Genomic DNA, 25423 nt, shown 5'->3' with positions numbered 1-25423 from the left:
GAAAAAAAAAGACTATGTGTATTGTTGCGGCGGCTACTGCTCGGGCTGCTTGCCAGGCACATGGTCACCCCCGGCAGCCCGACGGCTGTCGCGCTTGTGCTGGATAAAGGCCAGCTCATCGATAGCATAGTCACGGTTTTCGGGCTCGTTGAGCATCTGCTTAAACTCGCTCTCGGCCACGTCGAGCTCGCCGAAGGTGATCAATGAGAAGGCACGCCGGCGGCGCATGAAATCGACAAAACGCTGCACACGCTCGGGCAGCTCCTCGTCTTGGTCATACTCCTCCTTGATGTCGCCCATGATATCCTCGATGAACTGAAACACACGCAGGTCGCCGGCATTGGCCATGACGTTGATAAACTCACTCGTGAAGTCGATCTTGCCCATGTCGCCCACCAGGTCGAGATAGTAGTAGGCCTTTTCATAGAGGCCCAACTCGCAATAGCCGAAGCCTATGAAGTAGCACAGCCCGTAGAACATGCTCTTCGACTTCTTGTCCATAGCGAAATAGTTGAGCCGCATCGCGTTGTAGGCATTCTTGAAATAGAGCACGGCCTCGTAATAGCGCTCGCGGCACATGCACTCATGGCCCCAATACATGTTGAAGGCAATATCGGGCTTCTTGACATCGGCCACAAACTTTTGCGTCTCGCTGAGCTCGCTCTCCTTGCCCTCCTTGAGCTTGATAGCAGCATCTTTCCACATGTAGTCAAACTCTTGGCGCTTCTTGAGCGTGGAGGTGAGGTCGCGTGCAACAAGCAAAGTAATCGTCGACGGCATCACGTCGTCGCTGGCCGAGTCCAGTGCGTTGCGCAGGCTCGTGTCGCGAGGCTCCACAAGCACATTGATGCGATAGTAGAGCGTGTCGCCGTCGCTGCCCTCGTTTCTCAACATGAAGGTGATTGTGCGCTCGGTCTCGCCAGCAACACCCGGGGTGATGTAATGCAGCACAACAACGGCGCTGTCGCAAGCAAACTTAGCCTGGCTGCCTGTACCGTCGATCAATGCGGTCGACAGGTCAAAGTTCTCGATGGCTTCTCTGTCGGTAATCTCATTGAGCGTGCCCGTCAACACCTGCAGCCTGGTGAAAACGAGCGGGGCGCGGTCGAGCAAGTTGTCGACCAGCTGCCCAACGGTGAGATGCTCAACATCGTTGGGGCGGAACTGGAATTGAGCACTCTGGCTGCTGAACTCCATGTGCCGCAGCAAAAAGGTCTCGCGCTCGTCGGCGGCAAATGCGTGTCCCAGGTCGGCACCATTGTCGCGCTTGGCCATGCCCAGCTCCTGGTCGAAAGCCTCGCCAAAGGCACGGGCGTCGGCAAAGATGTGCTGCAGGTTGTCTTCAAACGTCAAGGCATCGACGGTCTCGGCAAAAAACGACATGTGCACCGTCACCATTTTTTTGTCGTCGTCGAGCTCGTAGCTGAACTTGTAGCGCAGACTCAGCCGGTTGAACCGGTTGCACAAAGAGAGCACCATGGTGTAGTAGCCCATCTCCCCCTCGGCAATGCAAGGAAATATCACCTCAACGCCCTCGGTGTCGCGAAACAAGCGGGCCACAAAGTGTCCGCCCTGGAACACAAAGCTGTAGTTCCTGAACTTGCCGCCATCGAAGTCATGTGTCGTAAACTTGCAATTGTACAGGTCAAAAAACGAGAGGAGTGCCTTCTCGGTAGCCGACTGCTCCCACTTTGTTTTCTTTGTCTTGCGTATTGGTGCCATTGTCAGAAAAATTAGTGTGCAAAGTTAGTGACAAAAAATAATATTACCAACGATTCCCAAAATCGTGTCACAACATTTCAATATAGAGGGCAACATAGCTTCAATCCCAACTTGGCGACGGGAGCCTTGTGAGGTCGTCCAAATCGTATAGGTCGAGGCTGGCTGAGTGTCAACATTTTTTGCTACCTTTGCAGCATCATGTATCGCAACAGGCAACACAAGGGCGGAGTTCCCCGCGTCGACACCAAGTTCACCCAGTTTCTCTCTCGAGAGAACATGGGGCTGCTCGACTTTGTGATGAAGAAACTCGACGGCATAAGCCGCAACAAGGCCAAAGCCATCTTGAGCGGTGGCGGCGTGATGGTGGACCACCAGGTGCAGACGCGTCACGATTTCCAAGTCGTGCCCGACATGCTGGTCGAGATAAGCAAGCACCCGGGGCCGGAGACGCGCACACGCTTCGACTTTGGCAAGTACTTCAACATCGTGTATGAAGACGACGACGTGATTGTCGTCGACAAGGCCGACGAGGTGCTCTCGATGGGAGTGGGGCGCAACAGTCTGAACATGAAGGACCTGCTCGACCGCTATTTCATTGAGACCCACCAGCGCTGTCACGCCCATGTGGTGCACCGCCTCGACACGCGCACCAGCGGGCTCATGGTGTATGCCAAGAGCGTCGAGGCCCAACAGCTCATGACGGCCGACTGGCACAAGACGGTGATCGACCGGCGCTATGTAGCAGTGGTTGAAGGTCCCATGGAGAAAGACCACGGCCACATCGAGAGCTGGCTAAAAGACACTCCAAGCCTGAAAATCGTGAGCAGCCGCACCAACAATGGCGGCAAATGGGCAAGCACCGACTGGCGACTCATCGAGCAGAACGATGCATTTGCCCTGATTGAACTCCACTTGCACACGGGCCGGAAAAACCAGATACGCGTTCACATGCAGGTGCTGCACCACCCCATCGTGGGCGACTACAAGTATGGCAGCACGACCGACCATGCACGCCGGTTGTGCCTGCATGCCTTCAGACTGGCCTTCTACCAGCCGCGCACACACGAGCCCTTGAGCTTCGAGACGCCGTTTCCCAGCTATTTTCTATCGTTTTTCAGGCATTGACGCCCTCAATGTGCCTCGCCAGCAGCCGACAAGAATAAACTTTTTCAACACATGCAAACTATGCAAACCCCTGTATTCTCTCTTGAGGATGTGAGCAGCATCCTGTATTCGGGCAAAACCATCGACATGGCCTCGCTACCGCTCGACGATGTGGAAGCGTGCTATGAATTTTTAAAGAAATTTGCAGCCGATAAGGTGATCTATGGCATCAACACCGGTTTTGGCCCCATGGCGCAATGGCGTGTCGACGACAAGCATCTCAAAGACCTGCAATACAACATCATACGCAGCCACGCCACTGGTGCAGGCGCACCACTCGACGACACGTGCGTGAAAGCAGCCATGATAGCACGTGCAGGCACGCTGCTGCAAGCACGCTCGGGCGTGCACCCCGACGCCGTGCGCCTGCTGGTGCAATTCATCAACCGCGGCATTTTTCCTTTCATTCCCGAGCATGGCTCGGTGGGTGCGAGCGGCGACCTCGTGCAACTGGCCCACATGGCGCTCACGCTCATAGGCGAGGGGCAAGTGCACTACAAGGGCCAGTGGCGCGACGCCGGCGAGGTGTTGCGCATCAATGGCCTGCAACCGTTACAAATACACATAAGAGAAGGGCTTTCGCTCACCAATGGCACCTCGGTGATGACTGGAATAGGCATAGTCAACCAGTTCATGGCCGAGCGGCTGCTCGACTGGAGCATTGCTGCGGCAGTGTGGATAAACGAGATAGCATCGTCCTACGACGACATGATGAGCGAGGAGCTCAATGCGGCCCGACGGCACGAGGGGCAACAACATGTGGCCCGCTGCATGCGCAAGCTGGCACAAGGGAGCCAGTGCCTGAGGAAACGCCAGCACGAGCTCTACGACAGCAGCCACCGCGATACCACGACCTTTGAGCACAAGGTGCAAGCCTACTACTCGCTGCGATGCACCCCACAGATACTGGGCCCCATAGCCGAGACACTTGCCTGCTCGCGCCGCGTGCTCGAGGAAGAGCTCAACTCGGCCTGCGACAATCCCATCGTCGACCCCGTCGCAGGCGATGTGCTGCACGGCGGCAACTTCCACGGCGACTACATATCGCTGGAACAGGACAAGGTGAAAATCGCACTGGTGAGGCTGGCCATGACTGCCGAGCGGCAACTCAACTACCTGATGCACGACCGCATCAACGGCATCCTGCCGCCCTTCCTCAACATGGGCACGCTGGGGCTCAACTACGGCATGCAAGCTTGCCAGTTTACCGCCACATCGACCACGGCCGAGTGCCAAACGCTGGCCATGCCCAACTATGTACACTCCATTCCCAACAACAACGACAATCAAGACATCGTGTCGATGGGAACCAACACGGCGTTGCTCACCAAGCGAGTGATTGAGAACTGCTGCCAGGTGATGGCAATACTCTACATCGCGCTGGCCCAAGCCACCGACTGCCTCGACATTGCCGCCCAGCTGGCACCGGCCAACCGCAAGACCTATGACGAGGTTAGAGAGAGGTGCCCCAAGACTGTAGACGACACACCGTTTTACCGCGAAATCGACAGCATAGAGCAGTATCTCAAGTCACACGACCCCATCAAGGACATCCAAGCACAATAGTAACAAAAGTCTACAGCCGCCATGCAACGCATCGAACACGACAAGTACATATTGCGCAAGATGATAACAATCTACGCCCGCCATCGCTGCAACGACGACGCATCGCGACAGGAGTTCATGCGCCTGGCCCAGTATGCCTGCAACCGGCTGGAACACTGCCGCTACGGCGAGGCCAAACCTGCGTGCAAGGATTGCCCCATACACTGCTACGCTCCCACTGAGCGCCAACGCATAAAAATGGTGATGCGCTGGGCAGGCCCCCGGATGATACTCTACTCGCCCAGGGGCGTGCTCAGGCACTTGTGCCAGACTCTCAAAACCCGCTTATGGGGCTCACCACACCCACAGAAAGCCCGCAACGGTAACGAAGCAAGCAAATGACACACACCGCCGTTGCGCCCAGAGAGAGATGCAAGACACAACGACTGCCGCAGCCTCTTTTTATTATTATTAACACAGCACAAGTGCCCATTTGGCAGAATGATAGCCAGCAGGCGACAAAAAAATAGTAAATTTGCAATTTGTAGTAAAACTTGAACGCAAGCACAATGAAATATGCACTAGTAACAGGAGCTTCTCGCGGCATAGGGCGTGCCATCGCGCTTGCTCTTGCCCAGCAGGGCCACGTCGTTGTGATCAACTATCACAGCAACCATGAGGCTGCTCGTGCTGTGGCTCAAGAAATCGAGTCGCAAGGCGGCCGCTGCGAGCTGTTGCCATTTGACGTGTCGAGCCCTGGCGCGATTGAGGACGCCGTGGCCAAGTGGACAGCCGCTCACCCCGACAACTTCATCTCGGTGCTGGTCAACAACGCGGGCGTGCGCCACGACAATCTCATGATATTCATGCAGAACGAGGAGTGGCACAGCGTGCTCGACACCACGCTCAACGGTTTTTTCTACCTCACGCGCCGCCTGCTCAAAGACATGCTCACCCACCGGAGCGGCCGCGTGATCAACATCGCCTCGCTCTCGGGCTTGAAAGGCCTGCCCGGCCAGACCAACTACTCGGCAGCCAAAGCGGCCTTGATAGGCGCTACCAAGGCACTGTCACAGGAAGTGGCACCGCGCAAGGTGACAGTCAACGCCGTCGCACCTGGTTTCATTGAGACCGACATGACCAAAGACCTCGACGAGGACTCGCTCAAGCAGATGATACCCATGAAGCGCTTTGGCAAGCCCGACGAAGTGGCCCAGCTTGTGGCTTTCCTGGCCAGCGACAAGGCAGCCTATATCACCGGCCAAGTGATTTCGATAAACGGTGGACTTTACACATAAAACAAAAATAATAACACAAGTACATGAACAATAGACGGGTAGTAATAACCGGCATGGGAATATGGTCGTGCCTGGGCACCAGTTTGAATGAGGTAAAAGATGCGCTCTATGCAGGCAAATCGGGCATAGGCATCGACCACGACCGCATCACCTATGGCTACCAATCGCCCCTCACAGGCATTGTGCCCGAGCCTGAACTCAAAGGAAAACTGAGCCGACGGCAACGCATAGGGATGCCACAGGAGGCCGAGTATGCCTATATGGCCTCGCTCGAGGCCTTTCAGGGCGCTGGCATCGACACCGACTTTCTCTTGCACCACGAGGTGGGCGTCATCTTCGGCAACGACTCCTCGTCACGGCCAGTGATAGAAACAGCCAAAATCATGGACGAGAAGCACGACTCGGCCATGATAGGGTCGGCACTTGTGTTCCAGTCGATGAACTCGACCGTGAACATGAACTTGAGCACGATTTTCCACCTGCGAGGCATCAACTTCACCGTGAGCGCGGCCTGCGCCAGCGGCTCGCACGCAATAGGCCTGGCCTACCTGCTCATCAAGCAGGGGCTGCAAGACCGCATCTTGTGCGGAGGCGCCCAGGAGGTGAATTACCACGCCATGGCATCGTTCGACGCCCTCAATGCCTTTTCGAAGCGCATCGAGCAGCCGCAACAGGCTTCGCGGCCTTTTGACCGCGACCGCGACGGCCTCGTGCCCAGCGGCGGTGCTGCCGCACTTGTGCTTGAAGACTACGACAGCGCCCTGGCCCGGGGAGCCAACATCATTGCCGAAGTGGCAGGCTACGGTTTCTCGTCGAACGGCGGCGGCATACAGCAGCCCAGCGACTCAGGCTCGGTGACAGCTATGAGCCGTGCCCTGCGCGATGCCATGGCAAGTCCCGACGACATCGACTATATCAATGCCCATGCCACAAGCACCCCGCAAGGCGACATGATCGAAGCCCTGGCCATCGACCACATTTTCAACGGCACGCATGCACTCGTGTCGAGCACCAAGTCGATGACGGGCCATGAGTGCTGGATGGCCGGAGCCAGCGAGGCCGTGTACTCGCTGCTCATGATGCAACACAACTTTGTGGCGCCCAACATCAATTTTGAAAATCCCGACGAGTATAGCGAGCCGTTGAATCTCGCTACTGCCACTGTCGACACCCAGGTCGACACGGTGCTGAGCAATTCCTTCGGGTTCGGCGGTACCAACAGCGCACTCGTGTTGAAAAAAATAGCGAAACAATGAATCTTTCTCCTGCACTCGACTGCTACACCCGCGAGCAACTCTCGGCACGCGATGCCCAGCGCATGGCCGAGTTCATCGCCTTTGGCCCCATCGTGTTTCAAGTGTCGAGACTCATGCTCAAGTTGGGCATACTCCAACTGCTGCGCGACAGCGACACGGGTCTCACCATCGACGAGATTGCTGCCGCCAAGGGCATGACCCACTATGCCGTGCAAGTGCTTGTCGAGGCATCGCTCACAATAGGCACAGTGCTTGTCGACAAAGACAGCAACCGTTTCAGGCTCGCAAAGACAGGCTGGTTTCTCATCAACGACCCGGCCACCCGCGTCAACATCGACTTTAACAACGATGTGAACTACGAGGGCATGTTTCGCCTGGAGCAGGCGTTGAACGAGGGCAAACCGGCAGGGCTGAAAGCTCTGGGCAACTGGCCTACAATCTACGAGGGTCTCTCGCAGCTACCCCGCCATGCCCGTCAGAGCTGGCTGGCCTTTGACCACTTCTACAGCGACAGCGCATTTGACGAGGCACTCAACATCGTGTTTGAACGCAAGCCCAAGACGCTGTGCGACGTGGGGGGCAACACCGGGCGGTGGGCAGTGCGCTGCCTGAAGCATGACCCTGCAATCAACGTCACCGTTCTCGACCTGCCACAGCAAATCGAGATGATGCGCGAGGCGACCCAAGGCCTTGCCGAAGCCTCCCGACTGCACGGCCACGGCATCGACTTGCTCGACCCTGAAGCTCAGTTCCCAACCGAGCCGCACTTTGATGCAGTGTGGATGAGCCAGTTTCTGGACTGCTTTGCCGAAGACCAGATAGTGAGCATACTGGGCCGAGCTGCCAAGGTGATGGACGAGCACAGCCGCCTCTACATCATGGAGACATTGTGGGACAGGCAGCGCTACGAGCCAGCCGCCTTCTGTCTCACTCAAGTGAGCCTCTACTTCACTGCCATGGCCAACGGCAACAGCAAGATGATGCACAGCGACGACTTGGCAAGGCTCATAGGCCAAGCCGGCCTCAAAATAGAGGATGTGCACGACAACCTGGGACAAGGGCACAGCATCGTGGTGTGCAGCAAGCCATGAGCCCCTTGCAGCAGGAAAACAAGAAATAGAACCAACAACACAATAGCATAAAATATGGAAAGAAAAGAAATAGAAGAAAAAGTAAAGCATTTTCTCATCGAGGATCTTGAAATAGATGAAGACAAGATTGCCCCGGGGGCAAAATTGAAAGACGACCTGGGCATCGACAGCCTTGACTATGTCGACATCGTGGTCATTGTCGAGAAACAGTTCGGCTTCAAGATAAAGCCCGAAGAAATGGCCGGTGTCGCCACCCTGCAACAATTTTGCGACTACATCGAGAGCAAAGTCAATCACCAGTAAAAGGCGCCGGCACCTGTCGCCTCGGTCAAGAACACTCATCAAGTCATGGAACGCCAGTGGAAAGGCAACACCAAGGGCACACCCTGGATGCACCGCATGCTCATTGCATCGTTCAAGGTCATGAATCTGCGGTTCATCTATGCAGGGCTTGCCGTGGCCGTAGTGCCATGCTGCATGCTTTTCGGGCACAAGGGCTACCTGGCCCAGTACCGCTACTTCAGGCAACGGCTGGGCTACAACCGGGTAAAAGCCTTTGTTGCAGTAGGGAAAAACCACTACCGCTTCGGGCAGGTCATCATCGACCGCTTCTACATGTACTCGGGGGGCTCTTTCGACTTCACGCTGGAGCACTATGAACGCTACCGAGAGCTGGAGCACAAGGAAGGCAGCTTCTTGATACTGAGTTCCCACACCGGCAACTACGAGATTGCCGGCTACACGCTGAGTGCCAGGCTCAAGCGACTCAACGCCCTGGTATATAGCGGCGAAGCCATCACCATCATGCAAAACAGGAAGAAAGAGCTTGAGAAAAACAACATCGCCATGATCCCTGTGAGCGACGACATGTCGCACCTTTTCATGATGAGCAACGCCCTGGACAACGGGGAGATTTTAAGCATACCAGCCGACCGCATCCTGGGATCTCCCCGGTATTTAAAATGCGATTTCATGGGTGCCAAGGCCAAGTTCCCGCTGGGGCCTTTTGCGCTCGCTGTGCAACGCGACCTGCCCGTGCTCGCTGTGCAGGTGATGAAGGATAACGTGAAGCGCTACCGCATCATCATTGCCGAGATTGCTCCATCCAGCGATGCTGTAAAACCCAAAGACAAGATGCAATCGCTGGCCCAGGCCTATGCCCGCAACCTTGAGGCCACACTCAAGCGCTATCCGCACCAGTGGTTCAACTACTACGATTTCTGGAAATGACCGACTACAACTTCAACAACATCGACGTGCACGAGCTCCTGCCCCAGCAAGATCCCTTCGTAATGATCGACCGGCTTGTGCACTGCGACACAACGAGCACCACCACGCGATTCACCGTGAGAGAAGACAACATCTTTGCAGAGCAAGGCCTGCTCAACGGCTGTGCGCTGGCCGAAAACATGGCACAGACCTGTGCAGCCCGACTCGGTTTTACCAACAAGTACCTGCTAAACCGGCCCATCCAACTGGGATTCATAGGCGCCATACACGGCATGGTGGTGAACCGTTGCCCGCGTGTGGGCGAGATACTCACCACGACAATCAAGGTAAAAGAAGAAATCATGGGCCTCACCCTGGTCGAGGCCACAATCACAACAGGTGGCGAGACAATAGCTTCGGGCGAAATGAAAATAGCCGTGACCGACAGTGAAATGAAATAGACTATGGCACAAAGCATACACAGCAACACCCTCATGGCCTCAAAGAACCTGGAAATACGTTTCAGCGAGGTCGACTCCATGCAATTTGTGTGGCACGGAGCCTATTCCCTTTATTTTGAAGACGCCCGCGAGGCATTTGGCAAGAAATACGGCATAGGCTACGACAGCATCTATGCCAACGGCTGCTATGCACCGCTGGTGGAGCTCTCCTTCAAGTATGAACGTGCCATGCGCCGGGGCACCCGTCCCCGCATCGACATCTACTACAGGCCCTGCGACGCTGCCAAGTTGATTTTCGACTATCAAATACGCGACCAGGACACCAACGAGCTCTATGCTACCGGGCACACGGTGCAGGTGTTTCTCGACCGCAACTACCAGCTCATGTGGACCAATCCGCCATTTTACGCACAATGGAAGAAGAAATGGATACAGGAGAAATGATTGCCAAGATAGGCGACTGTATTGTGTCGCCCTTGGGCTACGGCACAGGCGAAAACTACGAGGCCGTGAAAGCGGGGAAATCAATGCTCACGACCTACTCGGGATGGCACGATGTGCCCCAGCCTTTCACAGCCTCTCTCATGGACTGGGATCAAGTGCACAGCCACTTTCTCTCAATTGCCAACGGGCTGGCCAGCGGGGCGCAATGCACCCGTTTTGAACAGCTGTGCCTGCTTGCCATCACAGGAGCACTTGCCACTGCCGGCATCGACATAGCCTCGCCCCGCGTGCTGCTGGTGTTTTCCAGCACCAAGGGCAATGTGGAGTTGCTCGACTCACGCAGTCCTCGCTGCCCAGGGCAGAGCGTGCTGCTGGGCGTGACAGCGCGCAAGATTGCCCGCCTGCTGGGGAACCCCAACACGCCCATCACAGTGTCCAACGCCTGCATCTCGGGCTTGTGTGCCCAAATCGTTGCCATGCGCGCCCTGGAAAGTGGCCGTTACGACTGTGCCGTGGTGACGGGAGCCGACGTGCAGTCGCGCTTCATCGTTTCGGGGTTCCAGTCGTTCCATGCATTGTCGCCAGTAGCGTGCAAACCTTTCGACCGCGACCGCTGTGGGTTGAATCTGGGCGAGGCCGCAGCAACTATTATCTACAAGCGCACCGCTCAGGCCCATGGACTGTGGACGGCGGCTCGTGGCGCCATTCGCAACGATGCCAATCACATTTCGGGGCCATCACGCACCGGCGAGGGCAGCTACCGCGCCTTGCGTGCAGTGCTGCAGGGCCAGGACTTGAACAAGATCGCCATGGTCAACTGCCATGGCACGTCGACCCTCTACAACGACGAGATGGAGTCGATAGCTATCGATCGCGCGGGCCTGATCGACGTCCCTGTCAACACAATGAAAGGCTATTATGGCCACACCATGGGTGCAGCCGGTGTGCTCGAAGCTGTGCTGTCGATGCACAGTATCGACGACCATACCGTGCTGGCCACACGCGGCTTTGAGCACCTGGGCGTGTCGCATCCTGTGAAGGTGAGCAACGAGAACCGCTACACTGCCAAGCAGGAGTTTGTGAAACTGCTATCGGGATTTGGAGGCTGCAATGCCGCCATTCTCTACAAGAAAATTGCCGACGAAACATCGCAACAGCATAATAACACAAAGGAAGGAGAAACGTCATGCACTGGGTGAGAATAACACCACACCACATCATTGTCGACAATCACACAATCGACACACACAGCGCTGGAGGCGAATTGTTGAAAGAGGTGTACCGCAAGCACATAGGCGGTTATCCCAAATTTTTCAAGATGGACGGACTGTGCCGCCTGGGCTTTGTGGCAAGCGAGCTGCTGCTCCAACTCGAAACGCCACGCAAGACCGACTGCGAAGACCGCGCTGTGGTATTCTACAACCGCACGGGTTCGCTATGCGACGATGCCGAGTACCAGCACACTATCGACGACACGGCCAACTACTATCCGAGCCCGGCAATATTTGTCTACACCCTGCCCAACATCGTGACAGGAGAAATAGCGATACGCAACAAGTACTACGGCGAGACGATGTTCGGCGTGCTGCCGGCATTTGACCCACAAGTGATCGTGGAGGGTACCACCCACTTGTTTCAAGATCCCGTCACGAGCAGCGCCATCACGGGCTGGCTCGATTGCACCGACCGCGACCACTACGACGCGCTCGTGGTCGTGACACGCAAGGGCGACCCCGACTTTGATGCCGCCACACTGGCCAAGCTCTACAACACCAGTGCATGAAGCACAGCAAGCCCGCAACGCTGTGTGGCACACTGGCCACATAACCGCTGCGGGCATTGAAATACTTTTTAAAGAAAACCTGTCGAGGCTCAACGCGTGGGCTCGGGCTGACCTGCGGCGGCAGCCTTCTTCACCTCTTCGCCTGCCTCTTGCAAGCTCTTGCTTGGGGCCGACGACTCGGCCTGCTCTGGAGCCCGCATCTCGATGGCCGTATACTCGCTCGAAGTGCGCTTGAAAGCGCCGCTTATCTCATCCACCTTGAGCCGGTTGTTGTCGTAGAAGTGAAGCGTGAGGTCAACCTGATTGAGCAAGTCGGCATTGGGGTCGGCCTGGTGGCATTTCAGCTTGCCGCCCTCCACCTTGCCCACGATGGGAATCACCTCGCCCTCGTCGTTTTTATATTCACCCGTGGCCTCGCCCGTCGAGGCGTCGTAGTTGATAGCCAAATAGGTAGTCACAGGATTTCCCTCGTAGTCGGCAAAGGAGTTCTCATAGGTGCCGGTGTAGTTATACTTGACTGCTGCAACCGCAACCTTGCGTGCCTTGCGGGGCAAGCGCTTACCCGTCACAGCTTGAGCCGACGACGCGCCCAAGGCCAATGCGACAATCAAGAGCAATACCAATTTTTTCATAATCATCATCTTTAGTGTTAAATAATACTCATCGTTACTTTATTGTGACTGTAAAACGAGTCTTCAGTTTAAAACAGCACACATTTTCAGCTCAAAGATAAACATAAAGAACCACATTTCAAAGAAAAATGCACATTCCTGTGCATAGCAAACACACATTTGAGCCCAAACTTGCAGGCGCAGCAGCAAGGGCGACGGCTGGTTGCAAGTCACAGCTTTGTTGCGTGGGTAAAAGTATTTTTGGGTACAATAACACACGATAACGATTAAAATGAGTAAATTTGTAGCTTCAAACGTTTTGTTATGGAAGATTTAAAAGAACAATTGAAAAGGCAAATCATCGAGGCGTTGAATCTTGAAGAAATCGAGCCAGCCGATATCGACAACGACAGCCCGCTCTTCGGCGAAGGGCTGGGACTGGACTCGATCGACGCTCTTGAGCTGATTGTACTGCTCGAGAAGAACTACGGCCTGCGCTTGAGCGACCCTAAAAAGGGAAAAGAAATTTTCAAGTCGATAAACGTTCTTGCCGATTTTGTGTCAAAGCATAGAACGAAGTGAGCCGCGGCAGCAGGCAACGCCGGCAATGTGCAACGACCAGGAAGAGTAATCATGAGAGAGAGAATTGTCATCACAGGCATGGGCGTGATTTCGGCAATTGGCAACAATGCCAGTGAGTGCCTCGACGCGCTACAGCAGCATCGCTCGGGCATAGCGCCCATGCGCTACCTGCGCAGCGTGCACCACGAGTTTCCTGTGGGCGAGGTGAAGCTCTCTTGCGAGGAAATGATTCAGCAACTGGAGGCCTCGCCGTCGTGCCGCAGCACCAGCTTGGGCGCGCTGTCGCGCACATCGCTCATGGGTGCCATTGCCGTTGACGAAGCACTGCACAGTGCCCGCCTGCGAGACTGCGACAGGGCCGCGTTGCTCTCGGGCACAACCGTGGGCGACATGGACCAAATCGAGGACTGCTACGACGACTGCAATCACAATGCCGACCGTTGCAAGTATATTGCCACACACAGTTGCGGCACAAGCACCGAGGGCATTGCCGAGTGTTTCCCTGGGCAGTTCAACCTGGTCACCACGTTGTCGACCGCTTGCTCGTCGGCCATGAATGCCATTCAACTGGGAGCCAAGCTCATCGAGAGCCATCGGGCACAGGTGGTTGTGGCTGGCGGCAGCGAGAGCCTCACGCGCTATCACCTGAACGGGTTCAAGTCGCTCATGATTCTCGACCAGGAGCCATGCCGGCCATTTGACGACACACGTGCCGGCCTCAACCTGGGTGAGGGAGCAGCCTATCTTGTACTCGAGTGTGAGCGCCATGCGCTGGATCGCGGTTGCAGGCCGCTTGCCGTGCTCTCGGGCGCAGGCAATCGTTGCGACGCCTTTCACCAGACGGCCTCGAGCAGCAATGGCGAAGGTGCCTTCCTGGCTATGAGCGAAGCGCTGAAAACAGCCCGGCTGCAACCCAGCGACATCGACTACATCAATGCTCACGGCACCGGCACTCCCAACAACGACGCCAGCGAGTGCGAGGCGCTGCGGCGGGTGTTCGGCAGCCAGGTGCCACCCTTCTCGTCGACCAAGCCCTTCACGGGGCACACGACCAGTGCCTCGGGGGCGATTGAGGCCGCTTTCTGCATCATGGCACTCGAGCACCAGTTTCTGCCCGTCAACCTCAATTGGGCAAAGCCCATGCGAGATGGATTGCGACCAGTGACCAGTGCAACGCCCACCAAGGCGATTGAGCACATCATGTGCAACGCTTTCGGGTTTGGAGGCAACGACAGCTCGATTGTGATTTCAAAATATGGAAAAAAAGTGTGAGGCAATGAGCAACAAGGTATATATCAACAGCGTGGCCCACATCTCGATGCAGCAGCCACTCTCCCGCGAGTGGATGCAAAATCCTGTCGTGCCCACCACGCCCTGCACGCCAGCCATCGACCCCGAGTTCAGGCAATGGCCCAACCCGCTCAAGTCGCGCCGCTGGGGCAAGATACTCAAGCGGGCGGTGGTGACCTCGACGAGGGCATTGGGCGATGCCGGGATTACGGTACCCGATGCAGTGATAAGCGGAACCGGACGTGGCTGCATGGCCGATACCGAGAGCTTCATTCAAGCCCTCGTTGCCGAAGGCGAAACGGCCAACCAGCCCACCCACTTCATGCAGTCGACCCACAACACGACTGGGTCGCTCATCGCCATTTATACTCATTGCCACGGCTACAATGCCACCTATTCCCACAACGGCCATTCCTTTGACTGGGCTTTGCTCGATGCCTTCATGCAACTCGAGCGGGGCTCGGTGAGCAACACACTGGTGAGCTGCAACGACGAGCTCACGCCTGCAGCAAGCCGCATTCTCCTGCAAGCCGGTCTTGCAGGAAGGCCAGGGCAAACAACGATGAGCGAAGGCTCGGTCTCGATGGTAGTGTCGAGAAATGCCTGCAATGCCTTGTGCAGGGTCGAGAGCGTCGAGCTCTACCACGACACTCCCATAGCCGACAAGGTGGGATCTCCCGATGTCGTGTGGACAGGCACCAACGGCATCGACACACAACAATATGATTTCTTGAAGCGGTTAGGTGTGCCCATCATGAGCTACAAGAGCATCTTTGGCGACAGCGACACGGCCTCGGCCTTTGGCACCATGGCGGCAGCCTGCATGTTGCAACAGCAACACATGGGCAGCGCTCTGGTTGTGAACATCGAGGGCAAAAACGCTTCAATCATTAGACTTGCACGATGAAACTGTTACTCACATCGGTATTGGAATGCCTGTGCCTGGCTGCAGGGCAGGTGCTGCTCAAGTGTGCACTCAACGCCATGGGACCCTTGAGCTGGTCGTGGCGTTTCATCCAGTCGCAACTCACCAACTGGTGGTGGCTGGGCTGCGGTGTGTGCTTCACGACTGCCACCGTGCTGTGGATGTATATCATCAAGCATTTCCCTTTGAGCCAGGCCTACCCGCTGATCTCGCTGAGCTACGTATTTGGCATGCTGGCTGCCATGGTGTTCTTCCATGAGCACATTGCAGTGTCGCACTGGATAGGCGTGGGGCTAATCATGGGTGGATGCCTCCTGATTGTACAATGAAAACAAGACAAAAAGCAAGGTTTCAATGAAAAAAACAATTGCAATACTACTATTATGGGTGCTTGCAGTGTGCACTGGGGCTCAGGCCCAACTCAAGAAAGCCTCCCCGGCGCAAAGCAAGGCTATGATCGCCCGCATCGACCGTGCGGCCGCAAGCATCAAGACAGCGACTTGCACATTTGTGCAAACCAAGACGATGTCGTTTCTCAACGACAAGATGGTGTCGCGCGGGCACATGTACTACACCAGCGCCGGACAGCTGCGTTGGGAGTACACCTCGCCCTACAGCTACATTTTTGTGGTCAACAACGGCCGGGTGACCATGAAATCGGGCAAACGCACAACCCAGGTCAACGCCTCGAGCAGCAGCGTGTTTCAAAGCATAGCGCGCATCATGATGAGCAGCGTCACAGGCAAGAGCTTGAGCAACAACCGCGACTTCAAGGTCGGCATGTATCTCGACGGTGGCAACTATGTGGCACAACTCACTCCCAAAACGGGCAAGATGAAGAAAATGTTCAAACTCATAAGCTTGCACTTCAACGCAGCCCGGTCGATGGTGTCGAGGGTGGTGATGACCGAGAGAAATGGCGACAACACCATCATCGACTTGAAACATGTGAAAACCAACAGCTACATCAATGGCTCGGTGTTTACTGTTCGTTAGTCTGCTGCTCACAGCCGTCTTTGGCACCGCGGCCCAAAAGGACTATGTGATCGATGTGCCCCACTCAGGCCGCGTCGAGTATCGCTTCGACATGACCGCAAGAGGTGCCACCATCACGGGCATAGCCATTGTGAAAAATGTGAACGACAGCATCAAGGGCATGCTCGTCAACGAGTTTGGCATCAAAGCCCTTGCCTTTGCAGTGAGTCCCGACCGGCAGCAAGTGAGCTTGTCGCAGCTCATGCCCATGATCGACAAGTGGTATGTGCGACGTGTGCTCAAGAGCGACATCAAGTTTCTGTTCAACGCCACTACTGCCACAGCTGGCACCAAGAGCGGAAATTACGAGCTTGTCATGACCGAGGACCGAGGCCTGTGCCTCACCAACGTGAAATACAAGATAACCTACACGTTCACTCCCATCGAGTGTGACCCGCAGTTGCAGGAGAGTGACCGGCAAAACAATGAGACAACCAATGACACTGCTGAATGACTTTTTCACGATACTTGACGACACTGGCAACGCAGTGACCATAGGGCTCAATCGCGAGCATGTCATCTACAAAGCTCACTTTCCAGTCAAACCCATCACGCCTGGGGTGTGCATCATTAAAATTGTGACCGAGCTTCTTGAGCGCAAGCTGGGCGTGCAGCTTCGGCTCTCGCAGGTGAAGAACCTGAAATTCATAATTCCCATATCGCCCATCGACGACCCGCAAGTCACAATCAACTTCTTGCACATCGACCAAGAGACTTCAGGCCTCACAAGAGCGAGGGGCGAAATCACAGGTCAACAGTCGCAGGTGTTCACCAAGTTTTCAATTCTCTATACTCACCGGTAAGGCCATGGATGCAACCGCCATCATGAAGAAATATCGCATAGGCGTGGCCATCGCCACCTACGACAATGCTGGCACCATTGCCAACGTCGTGCGCCGTGTCGAGGCCATCACCCGCGACATCATTGTTGTCGACGACGGTTGTACCGACAACACGCTTGCCCTGCTACAGCAACTCGACGTGCCGCCTCACATCGTGACCTACAAGCCCAACCGAGGCAAAGGCCATGCGCTGGTGCAGGGATTCAAAAAGGCCATGCAACTGGGTTGGGACTATGTGATCACCCTCGACAGCGACGGCCAGCATTTTCCCGAAGACCTGCCGAAGCTTGTGGCAGCCTGGACACAGCACAAAGACGCGCTCATCGTGGGCGAGCGGGGCACGGGTCACCTCAACATGCCACGCGGCAACACGATGGCCAACAAGTTTTCCAACTTCTGGTTCACCTTGCAGACGGGTATCCAGCTCAACGACACCCAGACGGGATTTCGCCTGTATCCGCTCAAGCGGCTGCGCTGGCTGGGCATCACCACATCGCGCTACGAGGCCGAACTCGAGATGCTTGTTTTTGCAGCATGGCACGGCATCGAGATCGTGCCGGTGAAGGTGCGTGTATACTATCCGCCACAAGTCGAGCGCGTGACCCACTTCAGACCGTGGGCCGATTTCGGGCGCATCAGCCTGCTCAACGTGGCACTGTGTTTCGGTGCCGTAGTCTATGGCTGGCCCATGCGACTCTATCGCAAAATTAAAAACAGATGACAAAGTTTTTTCTTAAGATACACGACACCCTGTGCAAGCACCGCCTGGCCACAGCAATAGTGCTATTGCTCGCTGTTGCAGGCATGGTGGCTCTGGCCATAAGGCTGGACTATGAGGAGGACATTGCCAAGTTTCTGCCTCGCGAGAAAGACAATGAAAAATACGTTCAAATCTATGAGCAAATAGCCCAGCAAGACAAGATTGCCGTCATCTTCACCTCGCGCGACTCCACCCGGCAACTACCTGTCGAGAACCTTGAAACCGCCATGCAGCAGTTTGCAACACTCATGGCCGAGCGCGGCATCGACAACGTGCAAGCCACCGTCGACGAGGAGAAGACCATGGAGATGATCGAGTTTGTGTATCAAAACGCGCCCTATTTCCTTACCGACGCCGACTACGAGCGCATCGACTCGCTGCTCAAGCAGCCCAATTACATTGCGAGCCAACTCGTGCAAGACAAGCAGATGCTCATGCTGCCCACTGCCAGCATGATGACCGGGGGCATGCGCTACGACCCGCTGCATCTATTCGGTCCCATGCTTGCCAGGCTGCAATCGCTCAAGATGAGCGACAAGCTCAGCCTTGTCGACGGCTACATCTTCACTGCCGACGGCAAGCACGGCCTCGTGTATTTCTCAAGCAAGACTGGCGCCAGCGAGTCGGGCAAAAATGCCGAACTTGGGAAAAAGCTCGACAGCGTGATGCACACCGTGATGCACGACAACAAGGGTGTGAAAGTGACCGCGATAGGCGGCCCGCTCATTGCCGTGACCAATGCCGAGCAAATCAAAAGCGACTCGCTGCGGGCCATGGCCATCGCCGTGACCGTGATTCTCATCTTGCTCATGATGCACTACCGCAGCGTGCCCGACTTGCTGTGGATAGGAGCCTCGCTCATCTTCGGGTGGCTCCTGGCAATAGCCGGCATGGCGGTATTTGGCCACAGCGTGTCGATTATCGTGCTGGGCATAGGCTCGGTAATCATAGGCATTGCAGTCAACTATCCCCTACACTTTCTCGACCACATGCGAGAGGAGAGCGACCAGCGGCAGGCACTCAAAGAAATGGTGCCTCCCCTGCTCACGGGCAACATCACCACCGTGGCCGCCTTCCTGTGCCTGGTGTGGCTCGATGCAGCCGCAATGCGCGATTTGGGCATTTTTGGGGCATTAATGCTCATAGGCACCATCATGTTTGTGCTCGTATTCCTGCCACTCTACGTCAAGAAGCACAGCATAGCCCGGCGCCACCTCGACTTCAACATCAATACCATCACATTTGGCAACCGCAGCCAGAAGCGATGGTTTGTGGGCATTGTGACGGCGCTCACCCTGGTGCTGGGGTGGTTGAGCCTGCGCACCACATTTGACTCCAACATGGGGCACATCAATTACGTGACGCCTGAGCAACGTGCCGATCTCGAGATGCTGTCGTCGTTGTCGGGCACAACCGACCTTTATGCAGTGGCCCAAGGCCGCAGTCTCGACGAGGCCCTCGAAGCCAACGCCCGCCTCCAATCACAGCTCGAGAGCCTGCACGATGTGAAAGGCGTGAAAGGAATAGGCAATTTTGTGCCCAGCCAGGCCGAGCAGGAAAGACGACTCAAGAAGTGGAACGACTACTGGAAACCACGTGCTGCCGTCGTTGTCGCACACCTCAACGAGCAAGCCGCCCTGCAAGGTTTTGCGCCAGGCGTGTTCTCACCATTTGTCGACATGGTGAGCAGCAAGCATGCTGTCGTGCCATCCAGCTACTTTGCTCCCGTCACGTCACAACTTGCTGGCAGCTACTTGCTAAGCAAGAAGAGCGACGTGAAAATCATAAGCTACCTCACACTGGCCAAGTCCAGCCAGGAGGGTGCCGTGAAGTCCACATTGCGCAAGGCTGGCACCAAAACGGGCAACATCCTGGCTTTCAGTCCAAAGGACGTGAGCAACCAGCTGGTGAATGTGCTCAACGACAATTTCAACTACATCAGCTATGTGTGTGGTTTTGTCGTTTTCTTCTTTCTGTGGTTCTCCTTCGGGAGCATTGAGCTCAGCCTCATTTCCTTCTTGCCACTGGCCGTGGGCTGGCTATGGATACTGGGCATCATGCAGCTGCTGGGCATACAATTCAACATCGTCAACATCATCCTGGCCACCTTCATCTTCGGCCAGGGTGACGACTACACCATCTTCATCACCGAGGGCTGCATCTACGAGTATGCCTACGGCAAGAAGCGCCTCGACAAGTACACAGGCAGTGTGGTGCTATCGGCCGTAATCATGTTTGTGGGCATTGGAGCGCTCATCATCTCCAAGCATCCCGCATTGCGCTCGCTTGCCGAGGTCACAATAGTGGGCATGTTCACAGTCGTGTTTATGGCCTATTGCCTGCCGCCACTCATCTTCGACTGGTTCACCCGCAAGCAAGGGTCGATAAGACCCATGCCCATCACCCTCAAGCGTCTCGGCAGGTCGCTGTGGGCAGGATTCTATTTTGCCTTTATGAGCACCTGCGTGCTCAAGCCCTATGTGGCCATCTTTTTCGCACTGCACGGCGAGAGCAATGCAGCCAGAGACCGCTACCACCGCCGCCTGATGAAGATAGCCCGGTGGGTGTGCAAGCACACGCTGGGCGTTGAAGGACATGTGGAGAACGCTGTGGGCGAGACCTTTGAGAAGCCGGCTATTATCATCAGCAACCATCAATCGCATCTCGACATCATGCACTTGATGCAGCTCACAAGCAAGATTGTGTTCTTCACCAACGACTGGACGTGGAACAATCCCTACTATGGCTATGTGATACACAAAGCCGAGTTCCTGCCCGTAACCCGCGGGCTTGACAATAACATGGCCAAAATCAAAGACCTCTATGCCCGAGGCTACAGCATATGCATCTTCCCCGAGGGCACCCGCAGCGCCGATGGCCGCATCATGCGCTTCCACAAGGGGGCTTTCTATCTTGCCCAGCAGCTGGGAGCCGACATTGTGCCCGTGATGCTGCATGGTGCAAGCGACGCCTTGCCCAAGAAAGACTTCATGTTGCGCAAAGGGCGCATCACGGTAGTGGTGGGCCCGAGGTTGAAAAGCGGCGACATGAGCATGGGTGCCACCTACCAGGAACGCACCAAGGCCTATCACCGCATGTATCTCGCCCACTTCGAGCAGTTGCGCAACCGCATCGAGCTGTCGGACTACTGGAGCGACATGGTCAAGCATCAGTATTACTACAAGGGAGCGGCCGTGACGAGGCGTTGCAGCAAGAACTTGAAACGGCACAACAACTACTCGGCATGGGTCGACGACCAGGCCAACCGCGACTTGAAGGCAGTGGCTATACACAACTGCGGACAGGGCGAAATGCCCTGGATCTTTGCCCTGGTCAACCGCCATTGCCAGGTGTATGCCTTCACTCGCGACGACGACGACTACGCCTTGCTGCGCAACATGGTGAATGCACCAGCCAACCTGCATTTTCTGAGAGAAGGCTCTCCATGCCCTGATGCCGAAGATTGCGACAAAACCATAACACTCAACAATGATGAATAGCAAGCATTGTGTCATCGTGGGCAGCGGTCTCGGCGGCCTGGCGTGCGGCGTGATGCTGGCACGCAACGGGTGGCGTGTGACCGTGCTCGAGCAGCAACGCCAAGTGGGCGGTTGCCTGCAATGCTTCGTGCGCGGCGGAGCAAAATTTGAAACTGGCATGCACTACATTGGGAGCGCACGACAGGGTCAGGTGCTCGACAGGCTGCTACGCTACCTGGGAGTGCTCGACGACATTGAACTCAGCCCGCTCGACACCAATGGCTACGACCGGTTCAGCTTCGACGGCGCACGCTACCAGCTTGCCACCGGCCGCGAGGCATTAGTCGACCAGCTGTGCCGCTATTTCCCCAGTGAGCACAGCAACATCGAGCGCTATTGCGACCTTGTGGAGCAGGTGGCCGGTGCCTCGCAGCTCCACAGCTTGAGCCTCGAGGCGACCAACACGGCCTTGAGCACCCGTGCCCAGACGACGAGCATCGACACTGTACTCGCCCGCATCACCGGCAACGAGAGGCTGAGAGACGTGCTGGCAGGCAACATTCCGCTCTACGCAGCTCAGCGCGAAGCCACATCCTTTGCCACCCACGCCTTTATCATGCACTTCTACAATCAAAGCTCCTATCGCGTGGTGGGCGGAAGCGACAACATTGCGCAATCGCTCGTGCACACGATTGCCCGATTAGGCGGTGAGACGCTCACCTGCCAAAAGGTGGAGAAAATCACCTGCGACGACCACCATACCACTGGCGTGGTCACCGCAAGCGGGCGCTACTACCCTGCCGATGTGGTGATTGCCGACCTGCACCCGGCACGAGTGACCGCCATGGTCGACTCGCCGCTCTTCAGACCCATCTACAGGCATCGCATCGCAACGTTGCCAGCCACCATAGGCTGCTTCTCGCTGTATTTAGACTTCAACGACAACGAGGTGCCCTACATGAACTACAACTTCTTCGGCTACGCCCAGGACTCGCCCTGGAACTGTGAGAAATACACTGAAAGTGACTGGCCGCGGGGGTATCTCTACATGCACATGTGCAACGAGGCCCACCAGCAATATGCCAGGAGCGGTATCGTACTGTCATACATGAGATACAGCGACGTAGCCCCTTGGCAGGGCACAAGGGTGGGACACCGCGGCCCCGACTATGAGGCGTTGAAGCACGACCATGCCCTGCGGCTGCTCAAACTGGTAGAAAAAGATTTTCCAGGACTGGGCAAACACGTGAGGAAATTCTACACATCGACACCGCTCACCTATGCCGACTACACGGGCACCGAACGCGGGAGCATGTATGGCGTGGCCCACGACATCAGGCTGGGCAGTGCATGCCGTGTGCACCACCGCACCAAGGTGCCCAACCTGTTGCTCACAGGCCAAAATATCAACTCGCACGGTATACTGGGGGTGCTGGTGGGAGCAATCGTCACTTGTTCTGAGCTGCTCACGCCATCGTTGATACTAAACCAAATAAACAAAGCCAACCAATGAGACCCACAGCAATAATCATAGGCGGAGGGCTGGGTGGCCTCTTCACGGGCGCACTGCTGGTGCGCGAAGGCTACCACGTGACTGTGCTCGAGAAGAATGCCCAGGCTGGCGGAGGGTTGCAGACGTTCACGCGGCAAGGCACGAGTTTTGACACAGGCATGCACATCCTGGCCGGACTGCGCCACGGCGGACCCATATACCAGGTGTGCAACTACCTGGGCATCATCGACCAGCTGCATCTGCACCCTGCCGACCGCGACTGCATCGACGAGGTCACCTACCTGAGGAGCAACACGACCTACCGCATACCCGAAGGCAGAGCATGCTTCACCCAGTATCTTCAACAGCAATTTCCCCACGAGGCCGGCAACATTGCCCGATATGTGACCCACATCTATGAGCTGGCACAAGAAGTGCCCTTGTTCAACATGCGGCCTGCCGCCGAAGGCATTGCCGTGCACAGCCAGGACTTCTTGTGGCCGGCCGACACATTGATAGCCCACTATATAAAGGATGCCCGGCTGCGTGACCTGCTTGCCTACATGAACCCCATGTATGGCGGTGTCGAGGGCCACACGCCTGCCTATATACACGCACTCATCAACGTGGCCTACATCGATGGCACCGACCGCTTTGAAGGCGGCAGCAAGCAACTGGCCGACAGCCTCATCGACGTGATTGGCACCCACGGCGAGGTGCTCACGGGCGAGGAGGTCGTGGCCATCGACGTGACCGACCGCCGCGTGAGCCAGGTGAGAACGGCTCAAGGCAGTGTCTACAGCGCCGACTACTACATCAGCGACATTCACCCTTGCTCGTTGTTGAAGATTGTGAGCGACAACGCCTTTCCCAAGGCCTACCGCATGCGGCTGCAAGAGATACCCGTGAGCTACTCCTGCTTCACGCTCTACATCGTCTTCAAGCCAGGAGCTTTCCCCTACATCAACCACACCTGCTATTACCAAGACGACTACGGGCTGGTGTGGCAGCACGGCCAGTACAACCCCATCAACTGGCCGCGAGGATTCATGTACATGACTCCTCCCGAGCTGGGGCAAGGCCCGTGGGCGAGCAAGATGATTGTGAACGCCATCATGCCCTACGGTGCCGTGCGGCAGTGGGAAAACACCAGCACTGGCCATCGAGGTCCACACTATGAGCAATGGAAAGCCATGCATGTGGCCAAGGTGATGTCGCGGCTCGAAGAGCTATACCCGGGTTTCGGCGCCAAAGTGGCTACGATATACTCGGCCTCGCCGCTCACGATACGCGACTACTACAATGAAAAAGAAGGTGCACTCTATGGCTACAGCAAGGACTGCTGCAACATAGCGCTCTCGCAAGTGCCAGTGTTCACCAAAGTTAAAAATTTGCTGCTAACGGGACAAAATATTAACTTGCACGGAATTTGCGGCGTGCCACTCACGGCCATCAACACCGTAGAGGCCCTCACAGGCCCCGACACACTGGTACGCAAGATCAATGCATTCAATCATGACAAGTAACCGCATCATCACATCGGTGCTCGTGTGCCTCATGCTGCTCATTGCGGTCGGCCAGGCGCAAGCCTCAACAGGGGGGCAACGGGTGTACATATGGCAAGGCACACAGCTGGGCAAGCAAGATGTGTACTACACGCTCTACCGCCCGTCGCGGCCCACTGGCGTGGGCATCGTCGTGTGCCCGGGCGGCAGCTACTTCTGGCTCGACATGCACACCGAGGGCGCCCAGGTAGCCCAAGCGCTAAATGAGCGCGGCATCACAGCTGTGGTGCTCAAGTACAGGGTCGCCGGCAAGTCGGCATTTGTGACCCACTACCGCGTGGCCGGCGGCGGCAATCATCACCCCTACATGATACAGGACTTGCAACGCACGATACAGCTCGTGCGCGAGAATGCCACGAGCTATGGCATCGACGCACACAAGATAGGCGTGATGGGGTTCTCGGCCGGTGGGCATCAAGCGCTCATGAGCGCCGTCAACGCCACGACCAACTTCATGGAACCCCTTGGTCTGAGGCCCGCCGTGTCGCTTGCCCCCGACTTTGTTGCGGCCATCTATCCCGTGGTGAGCATGTCGAGCCAGTGGACCCACGGCCGCAGCCGTCGAGGCCTCATGAGCGAGAAGTGGCAGAACGACCCCGTGCTGCGCGACTCGCTGTCGATGGAGCTACATGCGCGGCGCATCAAGTGCCCCGTGTTTTTGCTCAACTGCCTCGACGACCCTGTCGTCGACTACCACAACAGCGTGCTCATGGACTCGGCCCTGTCGGCAGCAGGTGTCGCCCACCGCTACCTCCAGTTCAAGACCGGCCGGCACGGCTTTGGCACCACCGCCAGCAAGACAAGCCCCGAAGCGGCTACCTGGCTCGACACTTTCGTCGACTGGCTCAAACAAATAAAGATACTTTAAA

26 protein-coding genes are annotated in these 25423 nt (G+C 56.3%); 24 read left to right on the top strand and 2 right to left on the bottom strand.

Annotation, left to right across the window (positions count from 1 at the left end):
* Positions 1-33 precede the first annotated feature (33 nt).
* Complete coding sequence (locus tag GF423_RS11770; RefSeq protein WP_154328540.1) at positions 34-1722, bottom strand: hypothetical protein; 1689 nt, start codon at positions 1720-1722, stop codon at positions 34-36.
* A gap of 198 nt (positions 1723-1920) precedes the next feature.
* Here GF423_RS11770 and GF423_RS11765 point away from each other — a divergent pair, with 198 nt between their 5' ends.
* From GF423_RS11765 to GF423_RS11710, 12 genes are all read left to right on the top strand, one after another.
* Positions 1921-2847 carry an RluA family pseudouridine synthase gene (locus tag GF423_RS11765; protein WP_154328539.1) on the top strand — a complete coding sequence of 309 codons (927 nt, stop codon included), beginning with the start codon at positions 1921-1923 and terminating at the stop codon, positions 2845-2847.
* 60 nt (positions 2848-2907) lie between these two features.
* Positions 2908-4452: a flexirubin biosynthesis tyrosine ammonia-lyase FlxA gene (flxA, locus tag GF423_RS11760; RefSeq protein WP_154329051.1), complete on the top strand. Its 1545-nt coding sequence runs from the start codon at positions 2908-2910 to the stop codon at positions 4450-4452.
* A 21-nt stretch (positions 4453-4473) separates the two neighbouring features.
* A complete protein-coding gene (locus GF423_RS11755; protein ID WP_154328538.1) occupies positions 4474-4833 on the top strand; it encodes a nitrous oxide-stimulated promoter family protein in 360 nt (119 codons plus the stop codon).
* A gap of 167 nt (positions 4834-5000) precedes the next feature.
* A complete protein-coding gene (gene flxB, locus GF423_RS11750) occupies positions 5001-5729 on the top strand; it encodes a flexirubin biosynthesis SDR family reductase FlxB (protein ID WP_154328537.1) in 729 nt (242 codons plus the stop codon).
* Between the two features lie 23 nt (positions 5730-5752).
* The gene (locus GF423_RS11745) at positions 5753-6985 is read left to right on the top strand and encodes a beta-ketoacyl-[acyl-carrier-protein] synthase family protein (RefSeq protein WP_154328536.1); all 1233 of its coding nucleotides are present in this window, start codon (positions 5753-5755) and stop codon (positions 6983-6985) included.
* Complete coding sequence (locus tag GF423_RS11740) at positions 6982-8076, top strand: FlxJ family methyltransferase (protein ID WP_154328535.1); 1095 nt, start codon at positions 6982-6984, stop codon at positions 8074-8076. The genes GF423_RS11745 and GF423_RS11740 overlap by 4 nt, the downstream gene beginning before the upstream one ends.
* 54 nt (positions 8077-8130) lie before the next feature.
* Positions 8131-8379 carry an acyl carrier protein gene (locus tag GF423_RS11735; protein WP_154328534.1) on the top strand — a complete coding sequence of 83 codons (249 nt, stop codon included), beginning with the start codon at positions 8131-8133 and terminating at the stop codon, positions 8377-8379.
* Positions 8380-8424: 45 nt separating this feature from the next.
* On the top strand, positions 8425-9306 hold the full coding sequence (locus tag GF423_RS11730) for a lysophospholipid acyltransferase family protein (RefSeq protein ID WP_154328533.1): 882 nt from the start codon (positions 8425-8427) through the stop codon (positions 9304-9306).
* Positions 9303-9746 (top strand): hotdog family protein, encoded by a 444-nt coding sequence (locus GF423_RS11725; RefSeq protein WP_154329050.1) that lies wholly within the window; start codon positions 9303-9305, stop codon positions 9744-9746. Before GF423_RS11730 ends, GF423_RS11725 begins: the two co-directional genes overlap by 4 nt.
* 3 nt (positions 9747-9749) lie before the next feature.
* Positions 9750-10190, top strand: coding sequence for an acyl-CoA thioesterase (locus tag GF423_RS11720; RefSeq protein WP_154328532.1), 441 nt, complete (start codon positions 9750-9752; stop codon positions 10188-10190).
* Entirely contained in the window at positions 10160-11389 is a 1230-nt protein-coding gene (locus GF423_RS11715; RefSeq protein WP_235911673.1) for a beta-ketoacyl-[acyl-carrier-protein] synthase family protein, read from the top strand. The genes GF423_RS11720 and GF423_RS11715 overlap by 31 nt, the downstream gene beginning before the upstream one ends.
* Positions 11377-11973, top strand: coding sequence for a hypothetical protein (locus GF423_RS11710; protein ID WP_235911674.1), 597 nt, complete (start codon positions 11377-11379; stop codon positions 11971-11973). Before GF423_RS11715 ends, GF423_RS11710 begins: the two co-directional genes overlap by 13 nt.
* A gap of 89 nt (positions 11974-12062) precedes the next feature.
* Here the strand turns inward: GF423_RS11710 and GF423_RS11705 are convergent, their stop codons facing one another.
* On the bottom strand, positions 12063-12605 hold the full coding sequence (locus tag GF423_RS11705) for a hypothetical protein (RefSeq protein ID WP_154328531.1): 543 nt from the start codon (positions 12603-12605) through the stop codon (positions 12063-12065).
* A 303-nt stretch (positions 12606-12908) separates the two neighbouring features.
* Here GF423_RS11705 and GF423_RS11700 point away from each other — a divergent pair, with 303 nt between their 5' ends.
* Genes GF423_RS11700 through GF423_RS11645 form a run of 12 tightly spaced genes read left to right on the top strand, consistent with a single transcriptional unit; the run spans position 12909 to position 25422 of the window.
* Complete coding sequence (locus GF423_RS11700) at positions 12909-13166, top strand: phosphopantetheine-binding protein (protein ID WP_154328530.1); 258 nt, start codon at positions 12909-12911, stop codon at positions 13164-13166.
* 51 nt (positions 13167-13217) lie between these two features.
* Positions 13218-14438 (top strand): beta-ketoacyl-[acyl-carrier-protein] synthase family protein, encoded by a 1221-nt coding sequence (locus GF423_RS11695; protein WP_154328529.1) that lies wholly within the window; start codon positions 13218-13220, stop codon positions 14436-14438.
* Positions 14422-15363 carry a beta-ketoacyl synthase chain length factor gene (locus GF423_RS11690; protein ID WP_154328528.1) on the top strand — a complete coding sequence of 314 codons (942 nt, stop codon included), beginning with the start codon at positions 14422-14424 and terminating at the stop codon, positions 15361-15363. The genes GF423_RS11695 and GF423_RS11690 overlap by 17 nt, the downstream gene beginning before the upstream one ends.
* Positions 15360-15710 carry an SMR family transporter gene (locus GF423_RS11685; protein ID WP_154328527.1) on the top strand — a complete coding sequence of 117 codons (351 nt, stop codon included), beginning with the start codon at positions 15360-15362 and terminating at the stop codon, positions 15708-15710. Before GF423_RS11690 ends, GF423_RS11685 begins: the two co-directional genes overlap by 4 nt.
* Positions 15711-15735: 25 nt before the next feature.
* On the top strand, positions 15736-16377 hold the full coding sequence (lolA2, locus tag GF423_RS11680) for a flexirubin biosynthesis/transport protein LolA2 (RefSeq protein ID WP_235911675.1): 642 nt from the start codon (positions 15736-15738) through the stop codon (positions 16375-16377).
* Entirely contained in the window at positions 16352-16870 is a 519-nt protein-coding gene (locus tag GF423_RS11675; protein WP_154328526.1) for a hypothetical protein, read from the top strand. The genes lolA2 and GF423_RS11675 overlap by 26 nt, the downstream gene beginning before the upstream one ends.
* Entirely contained in the window at positions 16854-17219 is a 366-nt protein-coding gene (locus GF423_RS11670) for an ApeI family dehydratase (RefSeq protein WP_154538252.1), read from the top strand. Before GF423_RS11675 ends, GF423_RS11670 begins: the two co-directional genes overlap by 17 nt.
* Positions 17220-17223: 4 nt before the next feature.
* Positions 17224-17979 (top strand): glycosyltransferase family 2 protein, encoded by a 756-nt coding sequence (locus GF423_RS11665; RefSeq protein ID WP_235911678.1) that lies wholly within the window; start codon positions 17224-17226, stop codon positions 17977-17979.
* Entirely contained in the window at positions 17976-21518 is a 3543-nt protein-coding gene (locus GF423_RS11660; RefSeq protein WP_154328524.1) for a 1-acyl-sn-glycerol-3-phosphate acyltransferase, read from the top strand. Before GF423_RS11665 ends, GF423_RS11660 begins: the two co-directional genes overlap by 4 nt.
* Positions 21508-23010, top strand: a complete 1503-nt coding sequence (locus GF423_RS11655; RefSeq protein ID WP_154328523.1) for a phytoene desaturase family protein — start codon at positions 21508-21510, stop codon at positions 23008-23010. Before GF423_RS11660 ends, GF423_RS11655 begins: the two co-directional genes overlap by 11 nt.
* Positions 23007-24515, top strand: coding sequence for a phytoene desaturase family protein (locus GF423_RS11650; protein WP_154328522.1), 1509 nt, complete (start codon positions 23007-23009; stop codon positions 24513-24515). Before GF423_RS11655 ends, GF423_RS11650 begins: the two co-directional genes overlap by 4 nt.
* The gene (locus GF423_RS11645) at positions 24505-25422 is read left to right on the top strand and encodes an alpha/beta hydrolase (protein WP_206113248.1); all 918 of its coding nucleotides are present in this window, start codon (positions 24505-24507) and stop codon (positions 25420-25422) included. Before GF423_RS11650 ends, GF423_RS11645 begins: the two co-directional genes overlap by 11 nt.
* Position 25423: the final 1 nt, after the last annotated feature.

Origin of the sequence: Sodaliphilus pleomorphus (assembly GCF_009676955.1) — a bacterium.
In the GTDB taxonomy this organism is placed as follows: Bacteria; Bacteroidota; Bacteroidia; order Bacteroidales; family Muribaculaceae; genus Sodaliphilus; species Sodaliphilus pleomorphus.
This window is presented reverse-complemented; position numbering and strand designations above follow the sequence as displayed.